This is a genomic window from Streptomyces sp. NPDC088707 (genome assembly GCF_044752725.1).
Lineage (GTDB): Bacteria > Actinomycetota > Actinomycetes > Streptomycetales > Streptomycetaceae > Streptomyces.
Map to the genome: position 1 here is coordinate 281,610 of NZ_JBIVLV010000004.1, position 11,885 is coordinate 293,494.

General features: G+C 71.5%; 10 protein-coding genes. 9 read left to right on the plus strand and 1 reads right to left on the minus strand.

Translation table 11 applies throughout. The annotated features are described in order from the left end of the window. Positions 1-524 precede the first annotated feature (524 nt). From ACIP84_RS15185 to ACIP84_RS15215, 7 genes are all read left to right on the plus strand, one after another. Positions 525-2,489 carry a beta-ketoacyl synthase N-terminal-like domain-containing protein gene (locus ACIP84_RS15185; protein ID WP_401798170.1) on the plus strand — a complete coding sequence of 655 codons (1,965 nt, stop codon included), beginning with the start codon at positions 525-527 and terminating at the stop codon, positions 2,487-2,489. Continuing rightward, on the plus strand, positions 2,486-4,144 hold the full coding sequence (locus ACIP84_RS15190) for an amino acid adenylation domain-containing protein (protein WP_401798171.1): 1,659 nt from the start codon (positions 2,486-2,488) through the stop codon (positions 4,142-4,144). Before ACIP84_RS15185 ends, ACIP84_RS15190 begins: the two co-directional genes overlap by 4 nt. 83 nt (positions 4,145-4,227) lie before the next feature. Continuing rightward, complete coding sequence (locus tag ACIP84_RS15195) at positions 4,228-5,412, plus strand: FAD-dependent oxidoreductase (RefSeq protein ID WP_401798172.1); 1,185 nt, start codon at positions 4,228-4,230, stop codon at positions 5,410-5,412. A 222-nt stretch (positions 5,413-5,634) separates the two neighbouring features. After that, positions 5,635-8,358, plus strand: coding sequence for a nitrate- and nitrite sensing domain-containing protein (locus tag ACIP84_RS15200; RefSeq protein WP_401798173.1), 2,724 nt, complete (start codon positions 5,635-5,637; stop codon positions 8,356-8,358). 32 nt (positions 8,359-8,390) lie between these two features. Beyond that, on the plus strand, positions 8,391-8,822 hold the full coding sequence (locus tag ACIP84_RS15205; protein WP_187620541.1) for a roadblock/LC7 domain-containing protein: 432 nt from the start codon (positions 8,391-8,393) through the stop codon (positions 8,820-8,822). Further along, positions 8,815-9,186, plus strand: a complete 372-nt coding sequence (locus tag ACIP84_RS15210; RefSeq protein WP_319312842.1) for a DUF742 domain-containing protein — start codon at positions 8,815-8,817, stop codon at positions 9,184-9,186. Before ACIP84_RS15205 ends, ACIP84_RS15210 begins: the two co-directional genes overlap by 8 nt. After that, positions 9,167-9,763, plus strand: a complete 597-nt coding sequence (locus ACIP84_RS15215; RefSeq protein ID WP_355963518.1) for an ATP/GTP-binding protein — start codon at positions 9,167-9,169, stop codon at positions 9,761-9,763. The genes ACIP84_RS15210 and ACIP84_RS15215 overlap by 20 nt, the downstream gene beginning before the upstream one ends. Positions 9,764-9,793: 30 nt before the next feature. On the opposite strand, the gene ACIP84_RS15220 is transcribed toward ACIP84_RS15215, so the two are convergent. After that, positions 9,794-9,919 (minus strand): hypothetical protein, encoded by a 126-nt coding sequence (locus tag ACIP84_RS15220; RefSeq protein ID WP_401798174.1) that lies wholly within the window; start codon positions 9,917-9,919, stop codon positions 9,794-9,796. Positions 9,920-10,313: 394 nt separating this feature from the next. Between ACIP84_RS15220 and ACIP84_RS15225 the strand changes: the two genes are divergently transcribed. Both ACIP84_RS15225 and ACIP84_RS15230 read left to right on the plus strand, forming a co-directional pair. After that, positions 10,314-10,874, plus strand: a complete 561-nt coding sequence (locus tag ACIP84_RS15225; RefSeq protein WP_401798175.1) for a hypothetical protein — start codon at positions 10,314-10,316, stop codon at positions 10,872-10,874. Positions 10,875-11,349: 475 nt separating this feature from the next. Then, a complete protein-coding gene (locus tag ACIP84_RS15230) occupies positions 11,350-11,775 on the plus strand; it encodes a hypothetical protein (RefSeq protein WP_401798176.1) in 426 nt (141 codons plus the stop codon). Positions 11,776-11,885 lie beyond the last annotated feature (110 nt).

An 11,885-nucleotide genomic window follows, 5' to 3' on the forward strand; every position in this document is an offset into this window, starting at 1 on the left:
CACCTACCCGGTTTTCGGGCCTGGTTGGGGGACGCTCGGGCGATGAACTGCCGCGGGGACCGTCACGGCGGGGCGATTTAGTGCCTCGCATCACGAAAACCAGCAGTATATCCAGAAAAAGAAGATGTTTCAACGGGTAACGATCAGTTCACGCCAACTGATCGTCGGATGACGAGGAATGGCGGCAAGGCATATGACAATCATGCGGGGTTGATCTAGGACGCGGGAGCGCGTGGGCCGAGGAGACAGGCATGTGAGCGCAGTGACCCAGGGGCGGTCGGCCTGGTGGGGGCTGGTCGACCCCGTGGGGGGCGCACTCGAGGTGCCCGCAAGCGACGGAGCCCCGACGGGGCTTCACCTGCCACCCGTGAACGCCGCTCTGGCGAAGTGCGGGTCGGTCCCCGGACCGGGCCCACTCCCAGAACCGCAGGCCAACGCCTACTGTACTGCCCAGGCGCGGTCCGTTGAATTGAAGCTGCTTCGCACTGTACGTGCTGCGGTGAGGCATTGAGGGAGTTTTCTGAATGAACGGAGCGAACGCGGATGCGCGCTCAGTGGCGGTGGTCGGAATGGCCTGCCGACTTCCGGGAGCCGGAGACATCGACGAATTCTGGCAGTTGTTGTGCAATCGGACGGATGCCACTGCGGATTCCTCGCCCGATCGCTACGACGCCGACTTCCTGGACTCAGCGAAGGCCGAACCCGGCGCCATAGGCAGCCGCCGCGCCGGATACGTGGACGGCCTGGCGGACTTCGACGCCGAGTTCTTCGGCATGTCCAGCAGTGGCGCGGCCGAACTGGATCCACAGCAGCGCCTGTTGCTGATGACCGCCTGGGACGCACTGGAGGAGGCCGGGCTGAGGCCCGATCGCCTGGCGGGAACCAGGACCGGCGTGTTCGTGGGGGCCACGCGAGCGGACTTCGTCGAGCGCGCCTTCCGTCACGGCCCGCAGGCCATGACGGCCGTGCAGTACCTCAACTTCCGGTCGGTCATTCCCGCTCAGGTCTCGTACGCCTTCGACTTCCGCGGCCCGAGCATGCTCATAGACACGGCGTGCGCCTCTTCCCTCTACGCCGTGCACAGTGCCGTGCAGAGCCTGCGCGTGCGGGAGAGCTCCCTCGCGCTCGCCGCGGGAGTGAACCTGGTGCTGCGCCCCGACGAGGGCATCATGATGGGACACGCCGGAACGCTCTCGCCCGACGGCCGCAGCCGCTTCGGCGACGCCCGGGCGGACGGGCACGCCCCGAGCGACGGCGTCGGAGTGGTGGTCCTCAAGCGACTGGCGGACGCCATCGCCGACGGGGACAGGGTGCACGCGATCATCGCCGGCAGTGCGGTGGGCACGGACGGCCGCACCACGGACCAGCTCCTCAACCCGTCCCTCACGGGCCAACTTGACGTACTGCGGTGGGCGTACGAGGACGCGGACGTCGACCCGGGCGAGGTCGACTACGTGGAAGCCCACGGCACCGGCAGCCCCTTGCTCGACCCGCTGGAACTGCGAGCCCTCGGCGAGGTGCTGGGGAAGGGCCGCCCGGACCACAGGCCGCTCCTCGTGGGATCGGCGAAGTCGAACATCGGCCACGCGGAGGCCGCCGGCGGCATGGCCGGCCTGATCAAGACCGTGCTGTGCCTGCGGAACGGCCAGATACCGGCCAGTCTCCACGTCGGCGAGCCGACCCCCGAAGTGGACTGGAAGCGGCTGCCGGTGCGGATCCCGGTCGACCTCCAGGACCTCCCGTCATCGGACCGCCCGGCTCTCGCCGGGGTGTCGAGCCAGGGCGTGTCCGCCCTCAACGCCCATGTGGTGCTGCGCCAGGCGGACCGCACCCTCGGCCGCCCCCCGCGGGAACCCGCCTCGGGCACTCCGTACGTCCTGGCGCTCTCCGCCCGATCCCCCGAGGCCCTGCTCGACCTCGCCGCCGCCTATGTCACCTACCTCGGGGCGGGCGGCCAGGGAGCCGCGTACAGCCTGCGCGACATCTGCTACAGCGCGACCGTCCGCCGCACCCACCACGCGCACCGGCTGGCTGTCGTCGGGGCCGGCCATGAGGAACTGGCGCTCGCCCTGGCCTCCGCGGGGGCGCCGGGTCACGGGCGTACCGGGGTCCCCGCGCCTCTGGCCGCTGCCGTCGAGCACTATCTGGCCGGTGAAGAGGTGGACTGGGACGCCCTGTTCGACGAACCCGGGGCGGTCGTTCCGCTGCCCCGGTACCCCTGGCAGACCCGCAGATACTGGCCCGGCGAAGACCGGGCCACCGGCGCGGAGAGCGCCGCGGACTGGTTGCTGCGCGAGCACGCCCGCACCGATTTCGACGACGCCTCGCGCCTCGCCGACATAGGGATCGACTCCCTGGCCAGACTCCAGCTCATCGTGGAACTGAGCCAGCAGACCGGACGGGAGATCGACCCGGAGGAAGTCGGACGGCTCTGCACCGTGGGGGAGTTGCGCCTCTGGACCGACGCGCTCGTGGTCGGTGCGCGATGACCGACCCGCAGCACGTGTACGGCTGGTTCGCGCGATCCGTCGAACGGTACGGCGACGAGCGCGTCGCGCTGGAAGTGGGCGGGCAGTCCCTGACGTACCGCCGACTCGGCGCCCTGGCCGAGAGCCACGCCGCGCAGATCCTCGCGCGCACCGGACCGGGCCCCCGGCGCGTCGGGCTGCTGGCAGGCCGCACCGTCAGCGCCTACGCCGGCTATCTCGGCGCACTGCGCGCCGGCGCGACCGTCGTCCCGCTCAACCCCGAGCACCCGCCGTCCCGTACCGCCTCCATCGTCGACGCGGCCGGCCTCGACCTCGTGCTCACCGACACCCCCGGTGCCGCCGTCGTACTGGGCGTGACCGAGCTGCTGCTCGAGCCCACGACCCCGCCAGGCCCACCGCCGTCCTCCCCGTCGGACCTCCCCGAACCAGGCCCCGAGGACATCGCGTACATCATCTTCACCTCCGGATCGACCGGCAGCCCCAAAGGCGTTCCGATCCTCCACCGGAATCTCTGCGCCTATCTCACCGCGATGGCCGGCCGCTACGGGATCGGGGCGGACAGCCGCATGTCGGCTGCCTTCGACCTGACCTTCGACGGTTCCGTGCACGACCTCTTCGTCGCCTGGGCGTCCGGTGCGACTCTGGTGGTGCCGAGCGCGGCCCAACTGCTGTCGCCGGTGGCGACGGTCAACAACCTGCGGCTGACACACTGGTTCTCGGTGCCCTCGCTGATCTCCTTCGCGGAGCGCCTCGGCACGCTCAAACCGAACAGCATGCCCACCCTCCGGTGGAGCGTCTTCGGCGGTGAGGCCCTCCCGCTCACCGCCGCCCGGGCCTGGCGCACCGCGGCGCCGCAGAGCGCGATCGAGGTCCTCTACGGGCCGACCGAGCTCACCATCTCCTGCACGGCCCACCGCCTCCCGGACGATCCCTCCGCGTGGCCCACCACACCCAACGGCACCGCGCCGATCGGGCGTTGCCATCCCGGCCTGGAACACCGGATCCTGGACGAGGACGGGCTTCCCGCCGACACCGGTGAGCTGCTGGTCCGCGGGGCACAGCGGTTCCCCGGCTACCTGGACCCGAAGCACGACGCGGGCCGCTTCCACCCGCCCGCGCCGGGAGCCGGGGACGACGCGAACCACCGGGGCGGTGCGGACCACCGGGGTGACGCGGACCACTCGGGCGGCGCGGACCCCCTTGACGATGCGGAACCCCGGAGCGCCGCGGACCACCGGGACGACGGCGGTGCCGGGGCCCGCACGGACGAGGTGACCGTCGACCACTGGTACCGCACCGGAGACCGCGTCACCGTACGGGACGGCGCCCTCGTGCACCTCGGCCGAACCGACCACCAGATCAAGGTGCGCGGTCACCGCATCGAGCCGGGCGAGGTCGAGGCCGTACTGCGTGAACTGGACGGTGTGCGCGAGGCGTACGTGCTCGCGGTACCGGACGCCCACGGCTCGCCCGAACTCCACGCGGTGGTGACCGGCGGCGCGTGCGATCCGCAGAAGCTGTTCGCGGAGCTCACCGACCGCCTCCCGCCCTACATGCGACCCCGCCGCATCTCGGTCCTCGAAAGCCTGCCCCTGAACGCCAACGGAAAGATCGACCACCGTGCGCTGCTGACAGAGCTGTCCCTCACACGCTGACCGGCACCGCGCGGGCCCGGCCTCCCGGGGGAGGGGCCTGCCCGCCGCGGTTCAACCCACCATCCCTATGAGGCAGCACCCACATGCTCGACGTCATCGTGGTCGGCGCGCGCGTCGCCGGCTCCGCCACCGCCCTCCAGCTCGCACGGGCGGGCCACCGTGTCCTGGTTCTCGACCGCGCCATGTTCCCCTCCGACACCCTCTCCACGCACCTCATCCACCAGCCAGGAGTGGCGGCTCTGGCCCGCTGGGGCCTGCTGGACGAGCTGAAGGCCACCGGCTGCCCCCCTCTGGAGCGCGTGGGGTACGAGGTCGCCGGCATCCGCGTCGAGGGCTGCGGGCGAGGCGTGGACGGACAACGGGCCGCCTACGCCCCCCGCCGGCACATCCTGGACCCCCTGCTGGCCGAGGCCGCGGCCGAAGCCGGCGCCGAGATACGGCAGGGCTGCCGGGTGACGGGGCTGCTGCGCGACACCACGGGCCGGGTCGTCGGGGTGGAGGGCACCCACGCCGGGAAGGCCTTCCGCGAGCACGCGCGCCTGGTCATCGGCGCGGACGGCATGCGCTCCACCGTCGCCGGCCTCGCCGGAGCCCCGGTCACCGTCGAGCACCCCCGACTGACCTGTGCCTACTACTCGTACTGGCAGGACGTGCCGGCCGACCTCGAACTCTACGAGGCTCCCGACCGCTGGGTCGCCGCCGTCGCGACCCACCAGGCCACCCTGGTCCTGACCTACTTCCCCCAGTCCCGCTTCGAGGAGGTCCGCGCCGACGCGGAGCACCACCACCTCCAGCAGGTACGGGCCACCGCTCCGGACCTGTACGAGCGGCTGCAGGGAGCCACACAGGTGGAGCGCCTGCGCGGCACCGGCGACCAGCAGAACTACTTCCGGCAGGCGGCGGGGCCGGGGTGGGCACTGGTGGGCGACGCGGGACACCACAAGGACTCCATCACCGCGCGCGGCATCAGCGACGCCTTCCTCCAGGCGGAGTTGCTGGCCCGGCACGTCGGCGGACGGCTCGACGGTGATCCGGCCATTCTCGACGAGGCCCTCGCCCAGTACGGAAAGGACAGGGACGCCGCCCTGATGCCCGGCTATGAGGCGACCCTGGCCGTGGGCCGTCTCGCCGAACAGCACCCTCAGCGACTGGCGTTGCTCCGCGCGATCCGACAGGATCCCGAACTCACCTCGATCTACTTCGACATGGTCGCCGGCACCGCCACGATCGGCGACCTCTACACCCCGAAGTTGCTCGCGCTGCTGTGACCGGATTCAATCGGTGCCGCCGCCCATCAACTCGCCTTGCCCATGAGTCTGTTGACCGGGTCTGATGGCGGTGGGCGAGGCGTACCGGTAGCACGGACTCCTGATACGGTGCGCCTTGATCACTGCCGTGGTGCTCCTGCGTCAAGGCGCCACGCCGCAGGCGGTCAGGACCGCTGAGCATCATCTTCACTGTCGTCAGCTCGCTGCGAGGATTCCATTCAGATGTCAGGCACTAGCGACCCGAAGGCGCGGCACCGGCTTGCCCCGCGCAGGTCTCTCCGCACGCAGCTGATCATGCCGATCGTCGCCCCCGCCATCGCCCTCACCGGCCTCTGGGGCTACACGGCCGCCGGTCTGGCCGGCGAGCAGATCCAGCTCCAGGACGACGCGGAGCGCACCGCCACGACAGGCGGCAGGACCCTGAACGTGGTGTCCGCCCTGCAGCAGGAGCGGCGCCTCACGGCCCTCTGGCAGACGAGCCGCTCGGCCGCGGCGCGCAGCGCCCTGGACCAGGCCCGCGCGAAGACCGACGCCGCGGTCGTGGAGTTCCGGGCCGCGCTGTCCACGACGGACGGCTCGCTCGGCGCCGCGGCGGGACGCCTCGGAACCTCCCTTGACGCGCTGGCCGGGCGACGCGAGGCCATCGACTCCCGCACCATGTCCTCCGCCGACGCCTTCACACACCTCACCGACGTCATCCAGAGCGGTACCGACCTGATCGGCGCCGCGGTACGCAGTGAGGACGGGCCGCTCTCCCGGGGAGGCAACGCCACCGCCACCCTGGTCCGACTCGTCGAGATGCTCTCGCGCGAGGACGCCCTGCTGTCCACCGGCCTCCCTCAGGGCGGCATCTCCGCCGCCGACCACCAGCGATTCGGTCACTCGGTGGGCGCCCAACGGGAGATACGGGCCTCGCTGGCGGCGGACGACCTGCCCGGCGACGCCCGCACGCGATACGCGCAGATCGTTGCCACCCCGCAGTCCTCCTCGATCGCCTCCATCGAGGACGCGGTCATCGCGGCACCGGCGACACAGCTGCCCTCCTCGACGAAGGCCTGGAGCGACGACGCCGAGACCCTCGTCACCGACCTGCAGAAACTCAGCGCCACCTCGCTGGACGAGCTGGCCGACGCGGCCTCCGACCGCGCGACCGGCCTGCTCATCGGCCTGATCGCCGGAACGACGCTCACCGCGGCACTCCTCACGGCCGGCGCGGTCCTGGGGCTCAGGGCCCGCCGCTCCACCCTGGACGCGGTGGCGGAACTCCAGCGCCGGACCGAGGAGATGGCCCGCCAGTGGCCCCAGGCGCTGGCCCAGTCCGAGCGGGGGGAGCCACTCGCCCCCTTCCCCGAGACGCCGCCGCTCCTGGCCGCCGGTGAACTCCAGCTCCTCGGATCCGCGATCGAGGGACTCCGCCACACGGCCATCGACACCATACTCAGCCAGTCCCGAGGGCACGCGGGCGCCGAGAAGGTGCTCGGCCAGCTGACGCGACGCACCCAGACCCTGATCCACCGCCTCATCGCGCTCCTGGACGACCTGGAGCGCAAGCACGGCGACTCCGATCTCCTCAAAGACATCTTCAAGGTGGACCACCTCGCCACCCGTGTGCGACGGCACGCCGAGAACCTGGTGATCCTCGGCGACACGCCCCCCAGCCGCCGTATGACCGAACCGGTGACCATCACCGACGTGATGCGCAGCGCCGTCGCCGAGACCGAGCACTACACCCGCGTCAAGGTCGAGAACCTCCCGGCGACCAAGCGGATAGCACTGGCCGGCCGTGCGGTCGCCGACGTCACCCACCTGCTCGCCGAACTCGTGGAGAACGCCACCAACTTCTCCCCGCCCTACACCCAGGTCGTCGTCAGCGCGCTGCATGTCGCCGAAGGCGTCGCTCTGCACGTCGAGGACCACGGCCTCGGCATCCCGGCGGAGCAGCTCGCCCACGCCAACCACATCCTGGCCCATCCGCAGAAGCCCGACATGGCGGCCCTCGGCGCCGACCCGCGCCTCGGACACTTCGTGGTCTCCCGCCTGGCCCAGCGCCACCAGATCCGGGTCGAACTGCGCCCCTCGGTCTACGGCGGCACCCTCGCCATCGTGTTCCTGCCGGTCCACATGCTCGAGGAACTCGACTCCCCGGTCATGGACCAGCTCAGGGCCGCAGCCAGGGTCTCCGTCAACGCGATCAACACCGGTACGGGCCCGCAGCCCGGGGGCGCTCCCTCCTTCGGATCCGCGACCTCCGCGCTTCCCGACCCGACGCCGCACACCGCGCCGTCGGACGGCCCGCCCGCCCTCGTCGGGGTACCCGGGGGCCGTGACGAGCACGACCTCGCCGCGGACGCACGGGACATCGGCGGAGCCCCCGTCGCGCCTCCGCGGGAGACGCACAGCCGAGTCCCGGACTACAGCGGATTCCCCACGTACGGTGGTGCCGGACTCGTCTCGCCGCACCACCCGGACAGCACCGAGTCCGTCGACGCGCACCAGCGGCCTGCGAGCCCCGAACCGCCCCGGACCGCACCCGCTCCCCGCCAGGCGCCCACCGGCCGCCCCATGACCGAGGCACCGGTCCCGCCGATGCCCACCCGCCGTCCCATGGCGGACGCGCCCGTCCCGCCGGCGCCCACCGGCCGTCCCATGGCCGACGCATCCCTCCCCTCGGCGCCCACCGCCTCCGAGAGCCCGTACGGAACGCCGGGCGGCGACAGGCCGAACCTCGGGCAACCGGCCACACTGCCCCAGCGCACCCGCGGGTCCAGCCTTGCCGTACAGCTGCGCCGTGAGGCAGCGGAGGCCGGCAGCCGTCTCGACAACGAGGGCGGAGGTCCGCCCTCGCCCGAGGCGTCGGCCCGCATCATCGCCGCCATCCGACGCGGGATGGACCAGGCCACCGGAACCCACAGCGCACCACGCAACGACGGTGGACGGGCGTACTGACCATGGGACCCAACGAACTGCGAAGGAATGCAATGACTGAAGTGGCCACCAGCAGGCAGCTGGACTGGGTCCTGGACGATCTCGTGGGCCGTATACCGGAGATACGCTGCGCCATCGTGCTGTCAGGAGACGGTCTCCTCATCGGGAAGTCGCACGACCTTGGCCGGGACGACGCCGAGCGCCTCTCGGCCCTGGCGTCCGGCATGCACAGCCTCGCCCGGGGTACGGCGCAGTACTTCCGGGGCGGCGCGGTCCAGCAGACCGTCATCCAGATGGAGCACGCGTTCCTGTTCATCACCGCCGCCGGGCAGGGGGCGCGTCTGGCGGCCCTCGCCTCGCAGGAGGTCGACGCGGGCATGATGGCCTACGAGATGGGAACCATGGTCAAGCAGGTCGGAGCGTATCTGAGTGCCGCGCCGCGCATTCCAGGCCACCACACCGTCGCACACAGCCAGGATGCCTGAGCCGCGCGAGCTCGACGGGGCGATTGCCGGACGTCACCTCCGGCCCTACACCATCACCGGTGGTCGTACTCGACACAACCACTACCACTTCACGCTGATCACCCTGGTGGTCACGCGATCGCCCGACGTCGACCATCCCCACCTGACGCCGGAGGCGGCGCAGATCCTGGAGCTGTGCCGCCACAGGGCCATAGCGATCGCGGAGATCGCCGCCCATCTGGATCTCCCCGTAAGCGTCGTCAAAGTCCTCTGCGGTGATCTCCTCGGAGACGAGAAGGTCATCGTGCAGGCGCCACCCTCACAGTCCGACAGACCGAGCGTGGAACTCATCGAAAGGGTTATCGATGGCATCCGCCAGCTCTGAACAGATCCATCTCCCCACGGCCGTGAAGATCCTCGTCGCGGGTGGATTCGGTGTCGGCAAGACAACGATGGTGGGGTCGGTGAGCGAGATCGCGCCGTTGGAGACGGAGGAACGACTCACTCAGGCCGGCCAGAACATCGACAGTCTCGACGGAGTGGAAGGCAAGACGTCCACCACGGTCGCCATGGACTTCGGCCGCATCACGATCAGCCCGGAACTGGTGCTGTACCTCTTCGGCACGCCGGGCCAGGAACGCTTCTGGTTCATGTGGGACGAGATCGCCCACGGCACCCTCGGCGCGCTCGTCCTCGCGGACACCCGCCGCCTGGAAGCCTCCTTCGGCTCGATCGACTTCTTCGAGGAACGCGGCATCCCCTTCGCGGTCGGTGTGAACTGCTTCAACGGAGAACGGGCCTGGACCACGGAACAGGTACGCTCCGCCCTGGACCTCGACCCTGTCGTGCCGGTGGTCCTGTGCGACGTCCGCACCCGCGAGTCCAGCAAGGAAGTCCTCCTCGCGGTCCTGGAAGCCGCCCACCGCAAGGCGTCCCCGCAGTTCTCGACGACGGCGCCGTGACGGACCGGCAGAACCCGGGGCCGTCGGCCGTCAGCCCCGGGGCAGCGCGGTATACGCCTCCTTGGGCGTGAGGACCGGCGTGGAGCGGGACGCGGCGGCCGCGGTCGGGGACAACGTCCGGTGGATCATCTCGGCCACGGCCTGGAGCGTGTTCACACCGTAGTTCCGCAGTTCCCCGTGCCGGTGTCGTCGGTGAGCACGGAGACGGTGTCGTCGTGGCCGCCACCCTTGAACGTCCCGATGCCGTGCACGCACCGGCCGGGTCCCCGCCTGCCGAGGGCGGCGTCGACCTCGCTCCACAGCTTGGCGGCGAGCCCTGCCTGGCCGGCCGAGACCCGTCCAGCGTTTCCGTCAGGAACTCGACCGTGGCGACCGAGGGCGGGGACGCGTCGAAACAGAGGCGGTCCAGTACCGGCCGACCGACCGTACCCGGATGCCCCGGTTTGCGTGCGAGTCCAGGGGGCACGCGGACTCCCATGAGTCCTGGGACCCCGAAGAACCGGGACGCAACAGCGTGACCCCGCGAGAGCACGCGAAAGGGTGAGAGCCGATGTCGACCGGAATGGTCCTGATCGTCGCCGCGGTCGTCGCAGTCGTCGTTGTCGGGTTCGTCGCCGGCACCGCGGTCCATCGCCGCCGACGGGCGGTACTGCGCGACCGCTTCGGGCCCGAGTACGAACGGGCCGTCGAGGCGACCGGCAGCAGACGGGCCGCGGAGCAGGAACTGGACGCTCGCGAACGACGCTTCGCCGAACTGGAGATCAAGCCTGTGCCCGGCGAGGCGCGGGAACAGTACGCCCGACGGTGGATGCGCATTCAGGAGGAGTTCGTGGACCGGCCCGAGGCCGCGGTCCGCGACGCCGACGAGCTGGTGGCGATGCTGATGCGTGACCGCGGCTACCCCGACGAGGGGCACGAGCAGCGGCTGCGCGACCTGTCCGTGCGACACGGCCGGGTCCTGGAGGACTACCGGGCGGCCCTGGAGGTCCGCGCGATGAGCACGGGCAAGTCCGCCACCACCGAACAGCTGAGGGGCGCGATGATGCACTACCGCACCCTGTTCGACGACCTGCTCGCCGACGGCGAGCCGACCGGCACCCGCCGGTCCTGACGCGGAGGCAGGAGAAATGACACACCACGACACGTCCGAGCGCACGGCGCGAGCGGCGAGCCGACGCCACCTCGCGGACCCGACGAGCCGACGCCTCGAACCGCAGGCAGACCGTTCCGAACCCACGGCCGACCTCCCGGACACGCTCGCAGAGCAGGGTCGTTCCGGCGTCGCACGCCCCGAGCCCGGAGCGGCCGCAGGCAACGCGGAGAGGGCGCCGGAGCACGATCCGACGGTTACGCCGCCCGCGCCGCGACACGCCCAGCCGCGGTCTGCCGACCCTCGACCCGCCGACCCCGGGCCTGCCGACCCCGGGCCTGCCGACCACCGGTCTGCCGATCCCCGGTCTGCCGACCCCGGGCCTGCCGACCCGCGACCGGCTGACTCCCGACCCGTCGACGCCGGGCAGGTACCACCCCAGCGGACGACAACCGCGTACCCGTCCGCGCCGACGGCCGCGCCCCAGCACCCGCCCATGCCGATCACGCCCCCCGGCCACGGCGGCCAGGGCCGCCACGCGGCGCCCGGCCCCCAGATCCCCCGGCAGAACGCGCCCGACGCCGCTGCCGCGGAGCACCTGCCGGACCCCGCCCGTTCGGCGCGGCCTGGTGGCGACCCGGGCGCGGAGGAGATCCCGGACCTGCTCGGCCCCGCGGAGGAGGACGAGTTCCGCAGGCGCTGGCACGAGGTGCAGGGCCGGTTCGTCGACGACCCCCGCCAGGCGGTCCACGCGGCGGACGTGCTCGTCGGGGACGTGATGAGGGGACTGGCCGACACCTTCGCCCAGCACCGGCAGGCCCTGGAGGGGCAGTGGAGCCAGGGGCTGGAGGCCGACACCGAGAGTCTGCGCCGGGCCCTGTGCCAGTACCGCGCCCTGTTCCACCGACTCCTGTCCACCTGACATTCGTCCGCGGATGACCCCCGCCCCCTGCCCCCTGTGCCCGGCGGTGCGTCCGGTTCCCTCGCCCGCACCGCCGGGAGGGCTCGGCCCTGACGAGGAGGAGGGGGCTC

What these genes read in the sequence shown, in the direction of transcription:
- ACIP84_RS15200 (WP_401798173.1), top strand. Translation starts at nt 5,635, where the DNA reads ATGTCAGGCACTAGCGACCCGAAGGCGCGGCACCGGCTTGCCCCGCGC.
- ACIP84_RS15185 (WP_401798170.1), top strand. Translation starts at nt 525, where the DNA reads ATGAACGGAGCGAACGCGGATGCGCGCTCAGTGGCGGTGGTCGGAATG.
- ACIP84_RS15195 (WP_401798172.1), top strand. Translation starts at nt 4,228, where the DNA reads ATGCTCGACGTCATCGTGGTCGGCGCGCGCGTCGCCGGCTCCGCCACC.
- ACIP84_RS15215 (WP_355963518.1), top strand. Translation starts at nt 9,167, where the DNA reads ATGGCATCCGCCAGCTCTGAACAGATCCATCTCCCCACGGCCGTGAAG.
- ACIP84_RS15205 (WP_187620541.1), top strand. Translation starts at nt 8,391, where the DNA reads ATGACTGAAGTGGCCACCAGCAGGCAGCTGGACTGGGTCCTGGACGAT.
- ACIP84_RS15225 (WP_401798175.1), top strand. Translation starts at nt 10,314, where the DNA reads ATGTCGACCGGAATGGTCCTGATCGTCGCCGCGGTCGTCGCAGTCGTC.
- ACIP84_RS15210 (WP_319312842.1), top strand. Translation starts at nt 8,815, where the DNA reads ATGCCTGAGCCGCGCGAGCTCGACGGGGCGATTGCCGGACGTCACCTC.
- ACIP84_RS15230 (WP_401798176.1), top strand. Translation starts at nt 11,350, where the DNA reads ATGCCGATCACGCCCCCCGGCCACGGCGGCCAGGGCCGCCACGCGGCG.
- ACIP84_RS15190 (WP_401798171.1), top strand. Translation starts at nt 2,486, where the DNA reads ATGACCGACCCGCAGCACGTGTACGGCTGGTTCGCGCGATCCGTCGAA.